Genomic DNA, 20187 nt, shown 5'->3' with positions numbered 1-20187 from the left:
CGCCCGTGGTTGAGAAGTACTCACGGGTGGTCAGACTTCGGCGCCGACGAACTGGCTGTTGTAGAGGCGGTAGTACGCGCCGCGGGTGAGGAGCAGGTCGTCGTGGCTGCCCTGCTCGACGATGCGACCGTCCTCCATGACGACGATGAGGTCGGCGTCGCGGATGGTCGACAAGCGGTGTGCGATCACGAAACTCGTGCGATCGCTGCGCAGGACCGCCGTGGCGTGCTGCACGAGCAACTCGGTGCGGGTGTCGACGGAACTGGTTGCCTCGTCGAGGATCAGGATCGACGGCTGCGAAATGAACGCGCGGGCGATGGTGATCAGCTGCTTCTCACCGGCGCTGATGTTGCTGCCCTCTTCGTCGATGACGGTGTCGTAGCCGTCGGGCAGCGAGTGGACGAACCGGTCGACGTAGCTGATTCGTGCGGCCGCCTGGATCTCGTCCTCGGTGGCGTCGGGACGTCCGTACGCGATGTTGTCGCGGATGGTGCCGCCGAACAACCAGGCGTCCTGCAGCACCATGCCGATGCGGGACCGCAGGTCGTCGCGCGACATCTCGGCGATGTCGACGCCGTCGAGGAGGATCTTGCCGCCGTCGAGTTCGTAGAACCGCAGGATCAGGTTGACGAGTGTGGTCTTGCCGGCGCCGGTGGGTCCGACGATGGCGACCATCTGACCGGGTTCCGCCACCAGCGACAGGTTCTCGATCAGCGGCTTCTCCGGCGAGTAGCTGAACGACACGTCCGAGAACTCCACCCGGCCGAACGTATGGACGCGACCCGCATCACGGGGCTCGGCCGGCGTGGGCGCTTCGGCGAGGTCGGGTTCCTCCTCGTCCTCGTCGAGGATGGCGAACACCCGCTCGGCGGACGCCACACCCGACTGCATGAGGTTGACCATGGCCCCGATCTGGGTGAGGGGCTGGGTGAACTGGCGCGAGTACTGGATGAACGCCTGCACGTCGCCGAGGCTCATCGTGCCGGACGCCACCCGCATGCCACCGAGCACGGCGATGGCCACGAAGTTGAGATTTCCGAGGAACATGATCGCCGGCATGATCAGGCCCGAGATGAACTGGGCCCGGTAACTGGCCTGGTAGAGCGCCTCGTTCTGCTCCTCGAACCGGGCCTCCACCTCGCGGCTGCGGCCGAACACGGTGACCAGTTCGTGGCCCGTGTACGCCTCCTCCACGTGAGAGTTGAGCGCTCCCGTCGACTTCCACTGCGACACGAAGTGGGTCTTGGACCGTTTCGCGATCTGCGCGGTCACCAGGATCGACAGCGGCACCGTCAGCACCGCGATCAAGGCGAGCAGCGGCGAGATGACGATCATCATCACGAGGATGCCGATCACCGTCATCGCCGACACGATCAGCTGACTCATCGTCTGCTGCAACGACTGCGAGACGTTGTCGATGTCGTTGGTGACCCGGCTCAGCAGGTCGCCGCGGGAGTGGGAGTCGAAGTAGCGCAGCGGAAGTCGATGGATCTTCCGTTCGACCTCGGCGCGCAGATTCTTCACTACACCCTGCACGATGATGTTCAGCAGGAAACCCGACAGCCACATGAACACCGCCGACCCCAGGTACAGGGCCAGCACGATCGCCAGCACCCGGCCGAGCGCACTGAAGTCGATTCCGACACCGGGCACGACGGCCATGCCGGACACCATGTCGGCGAACGTGTTCTGACCGTCGGCCCGCAACGCGGCTACGGCCTGCTCCTTCGACATCCCGGCGGGCAACTGCGCGCCGATGATGCCGTCGAAGATCAGGTTCGTGCCCTGACCGAGCATCCGCGGCGCGATCGAGGTGAGCACCACCGACACGGCAGCGACCAGGATAACGATGCCGACGGCGATCCGGTGGGGACCCAGCCGCCTCAGCAGCCGCTTGGTGGACGGCCACAGGTCGTTCGGCTTGGACCCCGGGGCACCCGGAGCGACCGGTCCTGGAATACGCGGGCCGGCGGGCCTTTCGGCAGTGGTGGTGGTTGCGCGATCGCTCATAGTGCTTCCTGGACCGATCGTTGGGATTCGACGATCTCGACGTAACACGGACACGTCTCGAGCAGTTGGTCGTGCGTGCCGATTCCGACCACGGCGCCGTCTTCGAGGACCACGATCTGCTCGGCCTCCACGATCGTCGAGACACGTTGGGCGACGACGATGACGCACGCATCCGAGGTCTCGGGTTTGAGCGCCGCACGCAGCCGGGCGTCGGTGGTGAGGTCGAGGGCGGAGAAGGAGTCGTCGAACAGGTAGATCGACGGACGACGGACCAGTGCCCGCGCGATCGCGAGTCGCTGTCGCTGACCACCGGAGACGGTCGTGCCGCCCTGCGCGATCGGGGTGTCGAGACCCGCGGGCATCGCGCGGACGAAATCCGCGGCCTGCGCGATCTCCAGAGCCCGCCACAGTTCGTCGTCGGTGGCATCGGGTTTGCCGTACCGGAGGTTGGTGGCGACGGTGCCCGAGAACAGGTACGGCCGCTGCGGAACGAGTCCGATGCCGGACCGCAGGACGTCCAGGTCGATGCGGCGCACATCCGTGTCGGACACGGTGACCGAACCCGACGTGGCGTCGATGAGGCGCGGGATCAGCGACAGCAGCGTCGTCTTACCGGAACCGGTGCCGCCGATGATCGCGGTGGTCTTGCCCGGTTCGGCGCGGAAGCTGATGTCGCGCAACACCGGTGCGTCGGCACCGGGGAACTTGAACTGGGCGTCGCGCAGTTCCACCACACCGGGGTTCTCCAGCACGGTGACGGCGTCGACCGGCGGGACCACGGTGGAATCCGTGTCGAGCACCTCGCCGATGCGTTCGGCGCAGACGGTGGCGCGGGGCGCCATCATCGCGATGAACGACGCCATCATCACCGACATCAGGATCTGCATGATGTAGCTGAGCATCGCGGTCAGCGAGCCGACCTGCATGGTGCCGCTGTTGATCTCGTGGCCGCCGAACCAGATGACGGCGACACTGGTGATGTTCGCGATGACCATCACGAGGGGGAACATCACCGCCGTCAGCCTGCCGACCCGCAGGGCGGTCTGGGTGAGTTGCTCGTTCGCGTCGCCGAACCGCGCCACCTCGGAGCGCTCACGGACGAACGCCCGCACCACGCGGATACCGGTGATCTGCTCACGCAGCACCCGGTTGACCCCGTCGATTCGGGTCTGCATCTCCCGGAACGCGGGCACCATCCGCGAAATCACGAACCCCATGGACAGCGCGAGCACCGGCACGGTGACCGCCAGGATCCAGGCGAGCCCGGCGTCCTCGCGGATCGACATCACGACACCACCGACGCACATGATCGGCGCCATCACCAGGATCGTGCAGCTCATCACGACGAGCATCTGCACCTGCTGCACGTCGTTGGTGTTGCGGGTGATCAGGGACGGCGCGCCGAAGCGCCCGAATTCGCGGGATGAGAAGCTCCCGACCTGATGCATCACGGCGCGGCGCACGTCGCGCCCGAAACCCATTGCGGCGCGGGCGCCGAAGAACACCGAACCGATCGAGCAGACGATCTGCACGACGGTGACGAGCAGCATCGTGACGCCCGTGGACAGGATGTACCCGGTGTCGCCCTTGGTGACGCCGTTGTCGATGAGATCGGCGTTCAGGCTGGGCAGGTACAGGGCTGCCGCGGTCGCGACGAGCTGGAACAGGACGACCGCCGTGAGCTCCCGCTTGTACGGGCGGAGGTACGTGGTGAGCAGGGCATTCAACATGGGCAGCGATCCTGGCGGGTCATCATTATGTCCGAAGGTTACCAACAGAAACGACCGCAGGCCCGCGGATTTTCGGGGCCTGCGGCCCCGTGAGTGGTTGACGAGTCCAGAGACTCCTCAACCACTCACGGGCGCGAAGCGCCTACTAGCGATTCGTCCGCGTCGTGCAGGACCTTCTTCAGTTTCTCGCCCTCGATGTCGACGTTGGGCAGGATCTTGTCCAGCCACTTCGGCAGCCACCACGCCTTGTCGCCGAGCAGTGCCATCACGGACGGGATGATCACCATGCGCACGACGAAGGCGTCGAAGAACACGGCCGCCGCCAGGGCGAAACCGATCGACTTGATGAACGAGTTCGGCTCGGCGATGAAGGCCGCGAACACGGAGATCATGATGACCGCGGCGGCGCTGACCACCCGGGCACCGTGGTTGAAACCGACGGTGACGGCCTGCTTCGCGGTTGCGCCGTGGACGTATTCCTCCCGCATCCGGGTCACCAGGAACACCTGGTAGTCCATCGCGAGACCGAACACGACGCCGATCAGGAAGATCGGCATGAAGCTGACGATCGGCTGCGGGTTGGAGATGATGCCGCCCCAGCCCTCCTGGAACACCGCGACGGTGGCACCGAACGTGGCCGCGACGCTGAGCAGGAAGCCGAGGGTGGCCGTCAGCGGCACGAGCACCGAGCGGAACACCAGCAGCAGCAGGAGGAAGGCGAGGCCCACGACCACCGCGAGGTACGGGATCAGCGCGTCCTGCAGCGTCTCGGACACGTCGCCTTCGAGCGCGGTCTGCCCGGTGACGCCGTAGTTGACGCCGATCGAGTCGTGCAGGTCCGCCACCGCACCGCGGAGGTTGTTCACCAGATCCATCGTCGCCGGATCGCTGGGGGCGCTGCTCGGCGTCACCAGGATCTGCGCGGTGTCACCGGCCTTGTTCACGCCGACGACCTGCGCGTTGGACACGTCGTTCTGCGCGGTGATGGTCTTCACGACCTCACCGAACGCCTCCGACGGCGTGCCGGTGGTGACGTCCTTGGCGTCGACGACGACGAGCAGCGGACCGTTCTTGCCGGGTCCGAAGCCTTCGCTCACGAGGTCGTAGGCCTGCCGGGAGCTGGTGGCGGGGTCGCCGGTGCCCTCACTGGGCAGGGCCAGGCTCAGGCCGGTCGCGGGGATGGCGAGCGCCCCGAGCACCACGACTCCGGCGATCAGCGGAATCGCGGGCCTGCGGACCACGGCGCTGATGTACCGCAGGGCGAGGCTCGGCTTGCCCTCGTCGTCCTCGAGGTCACGACTGCTGAGGAACGGGATCTTGCCTGCGAACGCCTTCTTCCCGAACAGTCCGAGGATCGCGGGCAGGAGCGTCAACGCGATCGAGACGGCGATGAACACCGTGAACGCGGCGGCCGCACCCATGTCGGAGAGGAACGGGATGCCGACGACGCGCAGCGCGATCAGGGCGATGATCACCGTGAGACCGGCGAACACCACGGCGGAACCGGCGGTGCCGACGGCACGTCCGGCCGCTTCCGAGCGGTCGTCGGTGAGCGAAAGCTCGTGTCGGAAACGGGACACGATGAACAGCGAGTAGTCGATGGCGACGGCCAGGCCGATCATGATGGCCAGCGTGGGTGTCATCGAGCTGAGGTCGGTGAATCCGGTGGCGACGGTGATTCCGAGGCTGCCGATCATGATGCCGATGATCGCGGTGATCAACGGCAGACCCGCGGCGACCAGCGAACCGAACGTGAGCGCGAGCACGACAGCGGCCACGCCGATACCGACGAGTTCGGTGGCGCCGCCGGGCGGCTCGGCTTCGTTGGCGGCGGAACCACTGATCTCGACGGTCAGTCCGGCGTTGCGGCCGGCGTCGGCCGCGGCCGAGATCTGGTCGCGCAGAGCCTGGTCGACGTCGCCCATGCCGCCCTTGAACGGCACCTCGACGTAGCCGACGGTCTTGTCGGCGTTGAGCGGAGACAGCGCCTGCGCGTTCGCGAGGGCGGCGTCCTCACTGATTCCTTTGTCGGCCGCGGTGGACTTCGCCATCTCGACGAGCTGCTCGTTCGCGGTGACGGGGTTGACCAGTGCCTTCGCGGCGTCGGCGCCCGAGGCGGTGGCGGGATCGACCTTGGCGGCGTCCTGGACCTGTTCGATGCCGCGCACCTTGGCGAGCACCGCGTCCATCGCCTGCTGACTCTGCTCGCTCTCGAGGGTCTGCCCCTCGGGAGCGGCGAACACGTAACGCGCGCTGACGGCGTTCATCGGGTCACTGCCCGCGGCCTCGGGGAAGCGTTCGGCCATCAGGTCCTGCGCCTGCTGCGCGGGGGTGCCCGGGATGGAGAACGAGTCCTTCGTGGGCCCGGACAGCGTTGCCGCGCCGACGCCCATGAGGACCAGGATCACCAACCAGACGCTGAGGACCGCGCCTTTTCGCCGGTAGGCGAATCTGCCGATCCGATAGAGATAGGTGGCCACGAGAGGCTCCTTCTGAGTCGGTGGAACGAAGAGTGATTCGGGGCAGCCGGCTACGGCTGCGGGATTCCCTGACGGAGTTGACGCATGGCGTCGCGGACGAGTTCTTCGGGTCCGCTCGCACCGGACTTACCACTCATCCACAGGTCGAGCGACGCCTTGCACGCCGACCCGACCGCCAGGTGCAGCAGGTTGGGGTAGAGGTCGGTGTCGATGTTCGTGCCCGTGCGTTCGGCGATCACCTCACCGACCAGACGGGTGACGCGCAGGTGCACTTCGAGTTTCTTCGCGAGCAGCGCGGGGCTGGTCTCGACGAGTTCCATCATCACCGCGGTCTCTTCGAGCGGTTTCGCCGGATCGGTGACGATCTGGACCACCACGTGCTCGAGGGAATCCCAGATCGGCTCGTCCTCGGGGCGGGCGCGGAGCAGGTCCACCCAGTCGTGGACGGACTGCTCGAAGTGCGCGAGTACCGCCTCCTCCTTGCTGGAGAAGTAGTTGTGGAACGTCCGAGTCGAGACCCCCGCCTCGGACGCTATGGCGTCGGCAGTGACGCATTCGATGCCCAGCGCGCGGGCCAGGCGTGCGGCGGCGCCGCTGAGGGCTGCGCGCGTGGCGGCCTTCTTGCGGTCCCGCAGTCCGATTTCCGAAATCACTACACCGACGGTACAGAACTTGCAGGGCTCTGCAAATTTGCGCGAGAGTGCAACTTTTATGTTCTTGCCCACAGTCCGCGCAGCACTGTGTCGGGAGTCACCGCGGCGTTACGGTGGATTCATGTCCGATCCGACGGCGCCGCTGTCGTTCCGGGCGGACGAGATCGACCGCGCCGCCCTGGACCAACTCGCCGCCGTCCTCGACCTGCAGGCCGCGCGCCCGGGAATCCGGCGACTGCGCGAGTGGTCGCTTGCCGCCCTGCACGTGCAGCCGGGCGAGAGCGCACTCGACCTCGGATCGGGCACAGGGTCGGAGACGCGGGCCCTCGCCGCCGCGGTCACCGCGTCGGGTCGCGCGATCGGGCTCGATCCCAATCCCGGTATGGCCCTCCTCGCCCGGGAGCGGGCCGAGGAGGAGGGCTCGACGGCGCAGTTCGTAATCGGCGACGCCTACTCGCTGCCGTTCCCCGACGACCGCCTCGACGTCGTGCGGAGTGAGCGGGTTTTCCAGCACCTGAGCGAACCGGATCGCGCGGCGGCGGAGGTGGCCCGAGTTCTGCGACCGGGCGGGCGCGGCGTCATCGTCGACAGCGACTGGGGAACCGCGATCATGCACCCCGGCGATCCCGTGGTCCTGCAGAAGATCATGGACGTGATGCTGTCGCACACCGCGAACCCGCACTCCGGACGATTGCTCCCGGGGCAGCTCACCTCCGCCGGGCTCGTCGTCGAGGACATCGGCACGGAGGCGTTGATCCAGGATCCGGGCGACGTGACCGGCCCACTCGTCCAGATGATGACCGCGGCGGCGATCGCCGAGGGGGCAATCACCGACGCGCAGAGCGCCGCACTGCTGGACCAGTTGAACGCCGCCGCCCGCAGCGGCGACTTCCACATGTCGGTGACGATGTTCGCCTACCTCGTTCGCAAGCCCTGACGAAACCCTTCCGACATTCGGAAACCGAGTGTGGTGGATCACCTCCGGTGCCGCACAGTGGTGGAGACGACGCTGACGCACCACCGAGTCTGTCGTCACGAATAACGCAGCAGCCCAGCATATTCCGGAGGCCCCATGTCCACGATCGCCCGCAACCAGTGGTACGTCGCAGCCTACGGCCGTGAGGTCGGACGCGAACTGTTCTCCCGCACCATCTGCGAGGAGCCGATCCTGTTCTGGCGGACCGAGGCCGGCGAGGCCGTCGCGATGAGCGACCGGTGCGTGCACCGCCGCTACCCGCTGTCCGAAGCGCCGAGCCGGCTCGACGGCGACAAGGTGGTCTGCGGCTATCACGGTTTCACCTACGGCAGCGACGGCGGTTGCGTGTTCGTGCCCGGCCAGGCACGCGTCCCCCGCACCGCGCGGCTGCGCTCGTACCAGGTGGTCGAGCAGGACTCGTTCGTGTGGGTCTGGATCGCCGACCCGCAGAACCCCCAGCAGGGCGACCCGACGCGCATCCCCCGCGCGCCGTGGATGGATTCCCCCGACTACACCGTGGTCAGCGGCATGGAACCGATCGACTGCAACTACGGCCTGCTCGTCGACAACCTGATGGACCTGTCGCACGAGACGTACCTGCACGGCGGCTACATCGGCACCCCCGAGGTGGCGGAAACCCCGATCACCACGGAGATCGACGAGGACCGGAACGTCATCTACGTGTCCCGGCACATGGACGACGCCGAGTGCCCGCCGTTCTACTCCAAGTCCACGGGCATCGAGGGACGCATCACCCGCTGGCAGGACATCGAGTACACGCCGCCGTGCCTGTACCTGCTGCACAGCCGCATCGCCCCGATCGGCGCGCCCCTGCCCGGCGACGACGGCTCCGACCCGCACGCGTTCCACAGCGAGATCGTCTACGCGATCACCCCGTCGACGGAGAATTCCACCCTCGACTTCTGGGCCGTGGCCCGCGACTTCGCACTCGGCGACGACGCCGTCACGACGTTCCTCGCCGAGAACAACCGGACCGTCGTGATGCAGGACGTCGTGGCGCTGAACATTCTGCAGAAGGCGCTCGACACGGAGAAGGACGGCTACCAGGAGCTGTCGATCAACATCGACGCCGGCGGCCTCGGCGCTCGGCGGATCCTGAAGAAGCTGGTCGACGCGCCGCAGGCCGTCACCGCGGCGGTGGGCTGAGCCGTGGAACCGACGAGGATGCTCCGCGGGGCCAACGTGATGCGCATCGTCTGGCTTCCGGGGTCGGACCTGCTCGAGGGCGAGTGCCACTGCGGCGCGCGCCACGTGGCGGAAGAACCCGCCGCCCTCTGGGAGTGGTTGCTCGCCCACCCCGAGGGACACCACCCCGCCGATCCGCCGGCGCCTGCCACGCCGCTGCCCGCGGCGCCGGAATCCGCTCCCGTTCCCGTCTGACCCGGAGAGACCGCCATGCCTATCCCACCCGAACCCGTGCTCGAGCTGGAGCTGACCTCCAAGACCACCGGCGCCGACGGCGTCGTCGTCCTGGAGTTCCGCGACCCGTCCGGCGCCGCCCTGCCCGCGTGGACGCCGGGTGCGCACATCGATCTGGTGCTGACGCCGGAGCTCACCCGCCAGTACTCGCTGTGCGGCGACCCGGCCGACATCGGGACCTGGCGCGTCGCCGTGCTGCGGGAGGCGATGGGCCGCGGCGGCTCGCAGTTCGTGCACGACAAGCTGAGCGAGGGCGACCACGTCACGGTCCGGGGACCGCGCAACCATTTCGAGCTCGAGCCGTCACCGCGGTACGTGTTCGTCGCGGGCGGCATCGGGATCACGCCGATCCTCACCATGGCGCACGCCGCGGAGAACGCCGGCGCCGACTGGACCCTCGTCTACGGCGGACGCAGCCGCAGTTCGATGGCGTTCGCCGACGCACTCGCCGAGCGGTTCGGCGACCGGGTGGTGGTCCACCCCGAGGACGAGCACGGCCTCATCGACCTACCGGGGCTGCTCGGCGACGTCCGGGAGAACACCCTCGTCTACTGCTGCGGGCCCGCCCCGCTGCTCGACGCCGTCACCGGTCACTGCGACAGCTGGCCGTCCGGCACGCTGCACATCGAGCGCTTCGCGGCGAAGGATCTCGAGGAACCGGTTCGGGCCGAGGGGTTCGAGGTGGAGCTGAGGCTGAGCGGCAAGACCGTGACGGTGGCACCCGAGCAGTCGATCCTGCAGGCCGTCACCGCCGCCGGCGTCCAGGTCCTGTCGTCCTGCGAGGAGGGGACCTGCGGAACCTGCGAGACGGCCGTGCTCGGCGGTACTGTCGATCACCGGGATTCCCTGCTCACAGCGGACGAGCAGGCTGCCAACGACACCATGATGATCTGCGTCTCGCGTGCGAGCTGTCCACGTCTGACGCTGGAACTGTGAGACGGAGAACGAGCAATGGCGATCACCGGATCGGTGACCATTCGCTCCTTGCGGCTCCTCGAGCTCTTCACCCCGTCCACGCCGCGGCTGACCCTCAGCGATCTGTCGCGGAAGTCCGGGTACCCGCTGAGCACCGTGCACCGGCTGACCAGCGACCTCATCGAATGGGGCGCCCTCGAACGTGACAGCAGCGGCCGCTTCACGGTCGGGCTCAAGCTGTGGGAGATCGCCTCGCTCGCCCCGCGCGGCACGATGCTGCGCGAACTGGCGATGCCGGTGATGGAGGACCTGTCGCAGATCACGCGGGAGAACGTCCAGCTCGGCATCGCCGAGGGCACCGAGGTCGTGTTCGTCGAACGCATCGCCGGACAGAAGGCCGTGCCCGTCCAGACCCGCGTCGGCGGCAGGTTCCCGCTGACGGCGTCCGGCATCGGCCTCGCCCTGCTCGCGTACATGCCCGCCGACGTGCAGGAGCAGGTGCTGAGCAGGCCGATCGAGAAGTTCACCGACCGGACCGTCACCGACCCCGTCGTTCTGCGGCGGACACTCGCCGAGATCCGCCGATCCGAGGTCGCGATCAGTGATCGTCAGGTGACCATGGACGCGGTCTCCGTCGCGGCCCCGATCTTCGAGCGTCCCGGAGCGGCGGTCGCGGCTGTGTCGCTGGTGGTGTCGGCGGAGAACGCGTCACTGAACGCGCTGGTCCCGCTGGTGCGTGCGGCCGGCCGGACGATCAGCCGCGCGCTGCGCCCTCGTCAGCCGTCGTAGCCGGCCGGGTGCGACGCTCCCAGGCCCCCGGGTCGGACGTCAGGGTGGTGAGGAAACCCGGCAGCTGCCCGTTCGCCACGTCCGCGAGGCTCACGTTTTCGAGCACGGCGCGCAGGTTCACCCGCACCGCGATCCACACATCCTGCAGTTTGGCGGCCGGCCCGCAGTAGTCGACGTCCTCGGGGCGCTCCCCCCGCACCGACGCCAGCGGACCCTCGACGGTCCGGATGACGTCGGCGATCGTGATGTCCTCGGCGGGCCGGGCCAGCCAGTAGCCGCCGTCGGGTCCGCGTCTGCTGTTGACCAGTCCCCCGCGCCGGAGGTCGGCGAGGACGGCCTCGAGGAACTTGTGCGGAATGGTCTGCGACTGTGCCAGGAACTCGGCCTTGGACGGGGACGGCCCGGCAGCGGCGAGTTCGATCAGCGTCCGCACGGCGTAGTCCACCTTTGCGGTGATGTGCACACCGAATTCCTACCATCCAAGTATGAAAACGGGCAACTCACGCTTCGCCGCGCGAACCCAGGACGTCCAGGTAGTGCGGGTTGTACATGACGCCGAGGATGTTGCCGAACGGGTCCACGACGGAGGCGGTGACGAATCCCGACTCTCGTTCGGTGCGCGGCTCGTGCTCTTTCGCCCCCATCGACAGCAGCTTCTCGACGGCGGCGGTCACGTCGTCGACGTGCCAGAACACCACCACGCCGGACGGGCCGTCCGCGGCTCCGTGCGGGGCGTATCGACGGTCGATGATGCCGAGCTCGTGCTGGTAATCCCCGATCCGGTACTCGATGTACGCCGGGTTGTCGGAGTCGGGGCGTTCGAAGTACGGGGTGATACCGAGCAGGGCGCAGTACCACTCGCGGGCCGCCGGGATGTCGTCGGCGAAGAGGCTGACGGTGGTGAGTCCTCGCAACATGATGAGTCCTTTCGCCTGATCCGGTTCGTGCTGACGAAATTCATTCTTCGCGGCAAAGTGCGCATCTCATGATCACTTTTATTTCCCTGTTCGGATCGGGGCGGATAGTGATGCGTGTCACTCCGAGGTACATTGAACTGGACGATCGTCTTGTGTGGAGGAAGCAGCATGTGGGAGACCGTGACGTCGGCGTGGAATGCGGCGCTGCTGACGCCCCTGCACGAGCCGGTGACGCTGGCCATCCCGGCGTTCGTGCTGTTCCTCGCCATCGAATGGTTCGCGGCCCGGCACCTCGAGGACGCGACGTTCGACCCCGACGGACGGTCCCGCCCGGTGCGCGGCGGTTACGAGCGCCGCGACGCGCGGGCGAGCGTGTCGATGGGCGCCGTGTCAATCCTGACGACCACGTTCTGGAAGCTACTGGCCCTGATCGGGTACTCCGCCATCTGGGTGTACGTCGCGCCGTGGCACCTACCAGCGGACGCCTGGTACACGTGGGTGATTCTCATCCTCGGCGTCGACGCGCTGTTCTACGCGTATCACCGGATGGCGCACCGCATCCGCCTGATCTGGGCCACCCACCAGGCACACCATTCGAGTGAGTACTTCAACTTCTCCACCGCGCTCCGCCAGAAGTGGAACAACAGCGCCGAAATCCTGATGTGGATTCCGTTGCCGCTGATCGGCATTCCGCCGTGGATGGTGTTCATCGGATTCTCCGTGAACCTCGTCTACCAGTTCTTCGTCCACACCGAGCGCATCGACACGCTGCCCCGGCCCGTCGAGTTCGTGTTCAACACTCCCTCACACCACCGCGTTCACCACGGCTGCGACCCCGAATACCTCGACCGCAACTACGCAGGCATCCTCATCGTGTGGGACCGGATGTTCGGCACGTTCCAACCCGAAACCCACCGCCCCACCTACGGACTCACCACACCGGTGGGCACCTACAGCATCTGGAAGCTGCAGACCCGCGAATACGGTGCCATCGTCCGCGACTGGCGCCGGGCGTCGTCGTGGCGCGACAAGCTGGGCTACGTGTTCGGGCCGCCCGGCTGGGCGCCGTCAGGAACGCGCGAAGCTGACCAGGAAGTCGACCGTGCCGTTGCCGTCCACGGTCACGAAGCCCAGTGACGGCGGCGTCACACCGAAGTCCGTCCAGGTGACCGGGATGCTGCCCGAGGCGATGAGGTCGTCGCCGGAACGCAGCACGTCGATGTCGACCGTCACCGGACGCGACTGCCCCTTGAGCGTCAGCGTGCCCTGGGCTGAGACCGTTCCCACGGAGCCGTCCGCAGGCAGCCCGGACAGATCGACCGGGGAATCGACGGTGAACGTGGCGGTCGGGAACGTCCCGGTGTCCATGACGTTGCCGCGGAACTGGTTGTCGCGGCGGGACTGATCGGTCGCGATGGTCGCCACCTGCACGGTCACCTCGCCCGCGGTGAGTTTCTCATCCTCGACGGTCGCGTTGCCGGTCACGTCGGCGGTCGACCCGACCACCGTGACGCTCGCGCCGTTGAGGATCTCGTGGACGGTGTACCCCGCCGCAGTCTGGTTGGAGCCCTGACCCGGTGTGACGGTCCACTGCCCGTCGACCGATCCGGTGGCCGCCTCCGCACCCTCGGTCGACACCGAGGCCGCCGGTGCGTCGTCCTCTGCGATGAATTGGCCGTAGAACCACGGTCCCACCAGCACCGCGATCACGACGATGACAACTGCGCCGACCAACCACCACAGCTTTTTCATGAGATCAGGCTAGTTGCAGCTTCAATGGATGTCACTCGGTACGACCTGCGAGAGTGCTGTGAACCGGCGGTCACGGGACGATGGAATCGATGTAGCCGCCGTCGACCCGCACCGCGGCACCGGTGGTCGCCGACGCCTGCGCCGAACTGAGGTAGACGACCATGTTCGCGATCTCCTCCGGCTCGATGAGGCGCTGCAGCAACGACTGCGGCCGGTACTTCTTCATGAACTCGCGCTGCGCCTCGTCCCACGGCAGGTCCGTGTCGACCAGGCTGTAGACGAAATCCTCCACACCGCCCGTGTGGGTTGGGCCGGCCAGAACCGAATTGACCGTGACACCCGTCCCCGCCGCCTCTTTCGCGAATCCCCGCGAGACCGCCAGCAGCGCCGTCTTCGACATCCCGTAATGGATCATCTCGGCGGGAATGACGATCGCGGAGTCACTGGCGATGTCGAGGACCCGGCCCCAGGACCGTTCGACCATGCCGGGCAGGACCAGGCGGGTCAGCCGGATCGCGGACAGCACGTTCACCTCGAAGTAGCGCCGCCACTCGTCGTCGTCGATCTCCAGGGCCGGCTGGGAGCCGAAGATCCCGAGGTTGTTGACCAGGATGTCGACGCTCGGAACGATCTCCAGGACCCGCCGCGCGCCCTCGTCCGTCGTGACGTCGGCGGCAGCCGGAACGAATTCGCCGTCCGGGACCTCGGCCCGCAGTCGTTCGATCGCCTCGCCCACGGATCTCTCGGTGCGGCCGTTGATCGCCACCCGCGCGCCGGAGCGGGCGAGGCCCGCTGCGATCGCGGCGCCGATGCCCTGCGTCGATCCGGTGACCAGCGCCGTTCTGCCCGTCGAGTCGATGCGCATGTCGGTGCCCCTTCCCTCCAGGACACGCTAACGAACATTCCCGGCCCGGATACACAAAAACTCCCCACCTGCGTGTGCAGGTGGGGAGCTTTGGCGGTGGCGGAGGGATTTGAACCCTCGGACGGGGGTTACCCGTCACACGCTTTCGAGGCGTGCTCCTTAGGCCGCTCGGACACGCCACCGCCGGTGACTTTACCGGATGTGACGCCCGAGCCCGAAATCGCCAGGTGAAGCCGTTTAAGTCAGCTTGTCCTTGAGGTTCTTGGCGGTGTCCTTGACCTTCTCGCCGGCATCCTTCACCGCCGAGGACGCCTGGTCGGCCTTGCCCTCGTCGCGCAGGTCCTGATCGCCAGTGGCTTTGCCGGTGGCTTCCTTCGCCTGGCCCTTGAGGTCTTCCGCCTTGTTCGAAGCTTTGTCTGCGATTCCCACGAGATACCTCCGTGAATCCGATTTCGAACCCGGGGACGGGTCCGGCGGCGCCTCGTCGGCGCCTGTCTCCAGAGAAGCACGGGTCATGCGGACCCGGCCACATTGTGTCGAGTACCCCACGAAAGAGTTTGAAACCGGTCAGCGCCGCTCACGAAAGAAGTCTTCGAGGATGCCGGCGCATTCGTCCTCGAGAACACCGCCCCTGACCTGCGGTCGGTGGGTGAGACGGCGGTCGCGGACCACATCCCACAGTGAGCCGACGGCACCGGTCTTCGGCTCCCACGCCCCGAACACCACCCGGGAGATCCGGGCCAGCACGAGCGCACCCGCGCACATCGTGCACGGCTCCAGCGTCACCGCGAGCGTCGCCCCCTCGAGGCGCCACCCGTCGCCGTATACCCGCGCGGCGGCCCGCAACGCGATGATCTCGGCGTGCGCCGTCGGATCCGACATCGCCTCCCGCGAGTTCACGGCCCGCGACACCTCCACACCGTCGGCGTCGAACACCACCGCACCCACGGGCACGTCGGCGTCGGTGGCGGCGCGGGCCGCTTCGATCGCCGCGCGGATCATCCGCTCGTCGTCCTGAAGAGTCACGGCGCGTGAAACTACCGGGGAAGCTTGTCGAGAACCCCGGCCAGCTCCGTGGTGAACCCGAGCCGCTGCGCGATCATCCCGAGCTGCTCGTCGGGATACAGGTCCGTCTCGGACGTGATGACAGCCAGAACGGGTTCGGGCAGACCGAGGTCGGCGAGCAGCGACAGGTCACCCTCCTCCCACGGCTCGATGTCGTCGAGTTCGTCCGGGTCGATGTCCGGGACCTCGATGTTGAGCGCCTCGAGGACGTCGGCGGCGATGTCGTAGTCGATGGCCGCGGTGGCGTCGGACAGCAGCAGACGCGTTCCCGACGGCGCAGGCCGGAGCACGACGAAGAATTCGTCGTCCACGTCCAGCAGACCGAAGAACGCGCCCGCGCTACGGAGGGCCCGAAGCTCCTCCTCCGCGACGCTGAGACTGGTCAGAGCAGCCGAAGTGAGGGCCTTGACCTTCCACCGGCCGTCCTCGTGTACTACCGCGACACCGAAGCCCTCCAGATCCTCTGCCCGATCCGAGGAGGCGCTGTTGTTTTCCGCGCGCTGTGCACCCATGAGCGCAACGGTAGCCCGCGGGGTGCCGGTAAATGAAGTCCGCACTCGAATGTGCCAACCTGTTCGGGTGTCTGATACCCCTTCCGCACCTCCGGTGTGCGTGCTCGGCCTGGGCTTGATCGGCGGTTCACTGCTGCGTGCGGCGGTCCGGGCGGGCCGCGAAGCGTGGGGTCACAACCGATCCGCGCCGTCCGTCGACGCCGCCCGGGCGGACGGTTTCGACGCCGACACCGATCTGGTCGCGGTACTCCAGCGCGCGTCGGCCGAGTCGGCGCTGATCGTGATCGCGGTCCCCGTGCCCGCGGTCGCCGCCACCCTCACCGCGATCGCCCTGTACGCATCGAACTGCTCGATCACCGACGTCGTCAGCGTCAAGGCGGAGGTCGCGGCGGCGGCAGCCCGCCAGGGACTCGCCGACCGCTACGTGGGCGGGCACCCCATGGCCGGAACGTCGGCGTCCGGGTGGAGCGTCGGCAGCGCCGACCTGTTCCGGGAGGCCGTGTGGGTGGTCGGCACCGACGACGGCGTCGACCCCGCCATCTGGACACAGGTCGCGCAACTCGCGTTGGACTGCGGTTCCGTCGTCGTGCCCGCCGAGTCCGCCGAACACGACCGGGCGGTCGCGCGCATCTCGCACCTGCCGCACCTGCTGGCCGAGACCCTCGCGATCACCGGTGCCCGCGGCGGACCGCTGGCCCTGGGCCTGGCGGCCGGCTCGTTCCGCGACGGCACCCGCGTGGCGGGCAGCGCGCCCGGACTCGTCCGGGCCATGTGCGAAGGCAACCGGGACGCCCTGCTGATCGCCCTGGACGAAGCATTGGTACTGCTGCAGGACGCGCGGACCGAACTGGCGGAACAGTCGTCGACGGCGACGCTCGTCGAGGCCGGCCACACCGCACGCCTGACGTACGACAACCAGGAGACGTGGGAGATCACCGGCATCGTTCCCGGCCGCGAAGGCTGGATCGACGACATGCGTGATGCGGGTCGGCGGGGAGGGCGGCTCCGCCGCCTGTGAGTGCTCGACGAGTCCAGAGACTCGTCAACCACGCACGGGCGGCTGCGCCGCCTATATCCGTTCGGCCAGGCCCGGGTAGTCGATGATGAACCCGTCGCGGTCGACGGTCACCGAGGAACTCGACACCGGCGACAGCACGTGGATGCCGTCCGGACCGCTGCTGTAGGTGAGGATCGCGCCCTCGACCCGCAAGTCCAGGAGGTTCACGTAGACGACGGGGACCTCGACGTCCTCGGATCCGAGGTGCAGTCCGTACCGCCGGATGGGCAGGGCGTTGAAGAACGGGCTGAGCACCATGTCGACGTCGAGGGCGCCGTCGAACGTGGACCGCTGGTGGTTGGCGCCGTGCTCCACCATCCACGTGCCCTCTTCGTCCCGGCTGATCGACATCTGCCGTTCACCGGCCGCGACGGACGTCCGCAGCGACAGCCTGCGGGTGATTCCGCTTTCGTCGGTGACGAGGTCGTAGGACGCGCTGAACGCCGGATGCTCGGGGCACTCGCCGCCGATGATCCGGCCTGCTGCCTTGATGCGGTCGCCGTTGAGCTGGACGCGCACCGATTCCATTCGGGGTGCGTTGTCCGCCCGCCACGTCAGTACTGCGGGCCAGGTCGAGGCACCGGAGGCTTGGATGCTCACCTGTCTACGGTAAGCGACGACGGCTCCCGGGGTGGCAACGGGCCGAGTTTCGTTGTAGCAGAGTTGTCGAGAGCCAGTGCCCGGGCTCGTTCCGTGACCGCGATGCGCGACGAGAAGACAACGAGCGCGCCGAGTCCGACCGCCACGTTCAGCAGTGCCCCGAACTCCTGGGCGACGAAGTCGAACACCTCGGTGAGCAGCACCGTGACCAGGGCCGCGGCCCGCAGGAACTGCAACGGCCACAGCTTCCCGCTCCGCAGTCGCACGATCGCCGACCAGCACAGGACGAACGCGATCGCCGACCCGGTGAGCTGGCCGACCGTCGTGATGTCCGTTCCTTCGTCGCCGCGGAGGTCGTCGTCGAGTGTGATCACGGCACTGAGCAGTCCCAGGGTGGAGAACAGGGTGAGGAGCACGGCCGCGGTCCAGAGCATGCCGGGCCCCTTGGCGAACGCGGGGGTCGCGCGCCGGGCCAGCTCCCGCGCGGTGGGCACGGTCCGGCCGTTCCGGTCCGGGCAGTGGGCGAGCAGATCCCGGACCGAGGTCAGCGTCGCCTCGTCCGCGCCCGCGGCGGTCGCCCGGCGCAGCTGCGCCAGCGCCTGCTCCCGGCGTGCGCGGTCCAGACCACGGTCCAGGCCGGCGAGCGCGATGGCGGCGGCGTTGGCGACGTCCTCCGTCGGGGTCGGCGGCCGGACGTCGTGCAGCGACCGGTTGACCAGCAGCAACACGACGATCACCACATACATGATCGCGACGGACGGCCGGTAGAAGTAGTCGTTGGATTTGGTGACGAACTTGCCGATCTCGTCGAGGAACAACCCGAACCCGATGCCGCCGATCACGACGCCCAGGACGCGCGGTTTCATCCCGAGGAACGAGAACACCGTCACCAGCGCCACGACCATGCCGAGTCCGCCCCACAGGACGTGCGCGATGTGCAGCGACGAGCCCCCGACCTGTGGATAACCGGTGAGGTGAAGGTAGGCGCGGGTGAGCAGGATCGTGACGATCCCGATGATGACGAACGCTTCGACGAGGCCGCTGCCCTGGGCGTCGCGCAGGAGGTGCGGCCGGTTCCGGAAACCCGAGATCATGGCGCCTCCCTGTGCTCCCACCTACAGGAAGTCTATGTGGCTTCGCCACCCGTGAGTACTTGTTAACCCCCCGCGGTTAATAAGTACTCACGGGTCGTTGGTCAAAGCAGGCACAGATCTCGAGTAACGTTCTCGGGTGACTGGTTCGTGAGGAAGGGTGCCGTGACGTCAACCGGGAGCATGGTGGGCCTGTTCGCCGGTATCGGCGGGCTCGAGTTGGGTCTGAGAGAGCACGGCTGGAACACCGAACTGCTCTGTGAGATCGACCCGGGCGCCCAGGCGGTTCTGCGTACCCGATTCACGGACGTCCCTGTGCATTCCGATGTCACCAAGCTGCGTTCTCTCCCCCGGGACATCGAACTCGTCGCCGCCGGTTTCCCGTGCCAGGACCTCTCGCAGGCGGGCCGGACGGCCGGTATCACGGGTTCGCGTTCCGGCCTCGTCGACGAGGTGTTCCGGTTGGTGAAGCGGAAGAAGGGTCCGCGCTGGCTCCTGATCGAGAACGTGCCGTTCATGCTGCAGCTGGGTCGCGGGGCGGCTATGAGGCACATCACGGACGCTCTCGAGGACCTCGGCTACACGTGGGCGTACCGGGTGGTCGATGCGCGCGCGTTCGGGCTCCCTCAGCGCCGTCAGCGGGTCCTGATGCTCGCCTCGCGCACCGAGGACCCCCGGGCGGTGCTGTTCGGTGAGGACGCCGGGGAACGCCCCGTCGACGACCATGCCGACTTCCCGTGCGGTTTCTACTGGACCGAGGGCACCCGTGGCCTCGGGTGGGCGGTCAACGCGGTTCCGACGCTGAAGGGTGGTTCGTCCGTCGGTATCGCGAGCCCGCCCGCCGTGCGACTGCCGTCGGGCGAGATCGTGACGCCCGGGCTCGTGGACGCCGAACGCCTGCAGGGCTTCGACCCGGACTGGACGGCGCCCGCCGCGCTGGTCCCCGGATTGCGGAACAGTCATCGGTGGAAGCTCGTCGGTAACGCGGTGAGTGTGCGGATGGCGTCGTGGGTCGGTCGGCGTCTGCTCGAGCCTGCGGACTACGAGCGGGGTATCGAGACGCCGCTGAAGCCTGGCGACGCGTGGCCGGTGGCAGCGTGGGGCAGCAATCGTCAGGCGTTCCGGGTGCACACCTCGACGTGGCCGGTGCAGGAACCGTACGAGGATCTCAGCGGATTCCTCGAGGACACCCGGCTGCTGTCGGCCCGCGCGACCGCCGGTTTCCTGAAGCGGGCGCGGATGGGCAATCTGCGTTTCGTTCCGGGGTTCATCGACGACGTCGAGAGCCACCTCGACCGTATGGGCGGCTTCCCCGAGGCCGCCGCGTAGCGGACG

21 protein-coding genes and 1 tRNA gene are annotated in these 20187 nt (G+C 67.7%); 8 read left to right on the top strand and 14 right to left on the bottom strand.

The features are described 5' to 3' along the window. Nucleotides 1–30: 30 nt before the first annotated feature. The 4 genes from PSR88_RS21205 to PSR88_RS21190 form a co-directional block, all read right to left on the bottom strand. The gene (locus PSR88_RS21205; protein WP_016884470.1) at nucleotides 31–2010 is read right to left on the bottom strand and encodes an ABC transporter ATP-binding protein; all 1980 of its coding nucleotides are present in this window, start codon (nucleotides 2008–2010) and stop codon (nucleotides 31–33) included. Beyond that, nucleotides 2007–3740: an ABC transporter ATP-binding protein gene (locus PSR88_RS21200; protein ID WP_011596648.1), complete on the bottom strand. Its 1734-nt coding sequence runs from the start codon at nucleotides 3738–3740 to the stop codon at nucleotides 2007–2009. Before PSR88_RS21200 ends, PSR88_RS21205 begins: the two co-directional genes overlap by 4 nt. A 125-nt stretch (nucleotides 3741–3865) precedes the next feature. Further along, nucleotides 3866–6220: an MMPL family transporter gene (locus tag PSR88_RS21195; protein WP_016884469.1), complete on the bottom strand. Its 2355-nt coding sequence runs from the start codon at nucleotides 6218–6220 to the stop codon at nucleotides 3866–3868. A gap of 50 nt (nucleotides 6221–6270) precedes the next feature. Beyond that, the gene (locus tag PSR88_RS21190) at nucleotides 6271–6873 is read right to left on the bottom strand and encodes a TetR/AcrR family transcriptional regulator (RefSeq protein WP_005253325.1); all 603 of its coding nucleotides are present in this window, start codon (nucleotides 6871–6873) and stop codon (nucleotides 6271–6273) included. A gap of 121 nt (nucleotides 6874–6994) precedes the next feature. On the opposite strand from PSR88_RS21190, the gene PSR88_RS21185 reads away from it, so the two are divergent. From PSR88_RS21185 to PSR88_RS21165, 5 genes are all read left to right on the top strand, one after another. Beyond that, the gene (locus PSR88_RS21185; RefSeq protein WP_009477231.1) at nucleotides 6995–7810 is read left to right on the top strand and encodes a class I SAM-dependent methyltransferase; all 816 of its coding nucleotides are present in this window, start codon (nucleotides 6995–6997) and stop codon (nucleotides 7808–7810) included. 135 nt (nucleotides 7811–7945) lie between these two features. Continuing rightward, complete coding sequence (locus PSR88_RS21180) at nucleotides 7946–9016, top strand: aromatic ring-hydroxylating dioxygenase subunit alpha (protein ID WP_016884467.1); 1071 nt, start codon at nucleotides 7946–7948, stop codon at nucleotides 9014–9016. 18 nt (nucleotides 9017–9034) lie between these two features. Then, a complete protein-coding gene (locus tag PSR88_RS21175) occupies nucleotides 9035–9250 on the top strand; it encodes a hypothetical protein (RefSeq protein ID WP_009477229.1) in 216 nt (71 codons plus the stop codon). Nucleotides 9251–9265: 15 nt separating this feature from the next. After that, complete coding sequence (locus PSR88_RS21170; RefSeq protein ID WP_016884466.1) at nucleotides 9266–10225, top strand: PDR/VanB family oxidoreductase; 960 nt, start codon at nucleotides 9266–9268, stop codon at nucleotides 10223–10225. Between the two features lie 15 nt (nucleotides 10226–10240). Next, entirely contained in the window at nucleotides 10241–10993 is a 753-nt protein-coding gene (locus tag PSR88_RS21165) for an IclR family transcriptional regulator (RefSeq protein WP_011596642.1), read from the top strand. Here PSR88_RS21165 and PSR88_RS21160 read toward each other — a convergent pair. Both PSR88_RS21160 and PSR88_RS21155 read right to left on the bottom strand, forming a co-directional pair. Next, entirely contained in the window at nucleotides 10959–11456 is a 498-nt protein-coding gene (locus tag PSR88_RS21160; RefSeq protein WP_009477226.1) for an RrF2 family transcriptional regulator, read from the bottom strand. The genes PSR88_RS21165 and PSR88_RS21160 overlap by 35 nt on opposite strands. Nucleotides 11457–11493: 37 nt before the next feature. Next, the gene (locus PSR88_RS21155; RefSeq protein WP_016884465.1) at nucleotides 11494–11910 is read right to left on the bottom strand and encodes a VOC family protein; all 417 of its coding nucleotides are present in this window, start codon (nucleotides 11908–11910) and stop codon (nucleotides 11494–11496) included. A 168-nt stretch (nucleotides 11911–12078) separates the two neighbouring features. On the opposite strand from PSR88_RS21155, the gene PSR88_RS21150 reads away from it, so the two are divergent. After that, complete coding sequence (locus PSR88_RS21150) at nucleotides 12079–13047, top strand: sterol desaturase family protein (RefSeq protein ID WP_016884464.1); 969 nt, start codon at nucleotides 12079–12081, stop codon at nucleotides 13045–13047. Here the strand turns inward: PSR88_RS21150 and PSR88_RS21145 are convergent. The 6 genes from PSR88_RS21145 to PSR88_RS21120 form a co-directional block, all read right to left on the bottom strand. Further along, nucleotides 12979–13662 carry a YceI family protein gene (locus PSR88_RS21145; protein ID WP_011596639.1) on the bottom strand — a complete coding sequence of 228 codons (684 nt, stop codon included), beginning with the start codon at nucleotides 13660–13662 and terminating at the stop codon, nucleotides 12979–12981. The genes PSR88_RS21150 and PSR88_RS21145 overlap by 69 nt on opposite strands. A 70-nt stretch (nucleotides 13663–13732) precedes the next feature. Beyond that, nucleotides 13733–14527, bottom strand: a complete 795-nt coding sequence (locus tag PSR88_RS21140) for an SDR family NAD(P)-dependent oxidoreductase (protein ID WP_011596638.1) — start codon at nucleotides 14525–14527, stop codon at nucleotides 13733–13735. Between the two features lie 91 nt (nucleotides 14528–14618). Beyond that, nucleotides 14619–14709: transfer RNA gene (locus PSR88_RS21135), tRNA-Ser, on the bottom strand. 55 nt (nucleotides 14710–14764) lie between these two features. Then, complete coding sequence (locus PSR88_RS21130) at nucleotides 14765–14956, bottom strand: CsbD family protein (RefSeq protein WP_016884463.1); 192 nt, start codon at nucleotides 14954–14956, stop codon at nucleotides 14765–14767. Nucleotides 14957–15094: 138 nt separating this feature from the next. After that, entirely contained in the window at nucleotides 15095–15553 is a 459-nt protein-coding gene (locus PSR88_RS21125; protein WP_005561213.1) for a nucleoside deaminase, read from the bottom strand. Between the two features lie 11 nt (nucleotides 15554–15564). Beyond that, nucleotides 15565–16104 (bottom strand): tRNA adenosine deaminase-associated protein, encoded by a 540-nt coding sequence (locus tag PSR88_RS21120; protein WP_005248749.1) that lies wholly within the window; start codon nucleotides 16102–16104, stop codon nucleotides 15565–15567. A 49-nt stretch (nucleotides 16105–16153) separates the two neighbouring features. Here PSR88_RS21120 and PSR88_RS21115 point away from each other — a divergent pair, with 49 nt between their 5' ends. Beyond that, nucleotides 16154–17122 carry a prephenate dehydrogenase gene (locus PSR88_RS21115; protein ID WP_011596634.1) on the top strand — a complete coding sequence of 323 codons (969 nt, stop codon included), beginning with the start codon at nucleotides 16154–16156 and terminating at the stop codon, nucleotides 17120–17122. A 51-nt stretch (nucleotides 17123–17173) separates the two neighbouring features. On the opposite strand, the gene PSR88_RS21110 is transcribed toward PSR88_RS21115, so the two are convergent. Both PSR88_RS21110 and PSR88_RS21105 read right to left on the bottom strand, forming a co-directional pair. Beyond that, entirely contained in the window at nucleotides 17174–17761 is a 588-nt protein-coding gene (locus tag PSR88_RS21110) for a putative glycolipid-binding domain-containing protein (RefSeq protein WP_011596633.1), read from the bottom strand. After that, a complete protein-coding gene (locus PSR88_RS21105; RefSeq protein ID WP_016884462.1) occupies nucleotides 17758–18855 on the bottom strand; it encodes a hypothetical protein in 1098 nt (365 codons plus the stop codon). Before PSR88_RS21105 ends, PSR88_RS21110 begins: the two co-directional genes overlap by 4 nt. Before the next feature lie 180 nt (nucleotides 18856–19035). On the opposite strand from PSR88_RS21105, the gene PSR88_RS21100 reads away from it, so the two are divergent. After that, nucleotides 19036–20181 carry a DNA cytosine methyltransferase gene (locus PSR88_RS21100; protein ID WP_037197889.1) on the top strand — a complete coding sequence of 382 codons (1146 nt, stop codon included), beginning with the start codon at nucleotides 19036–19038 and terminating at the stop codon, nucleotides 20179–20181. Nucleotides 20182–20187: the final 6 nt, after the last annotated feature.

Source organism: Rhodococcus sp. DK176 (genome assembly GCF_038447315.2).
GTDB classification, from domain to species: Bacteria; Actinomycetota; Actinomycetes; order Mycobacteriales; family Mycobacteriaceae; genus Rhodococcus_F; species Rhodococcus_F jostii_A.
Note: the sequence above shows the minus strand (reverse complement) of the source record. Positions and strands in the feature narration are given on the sequence as shown.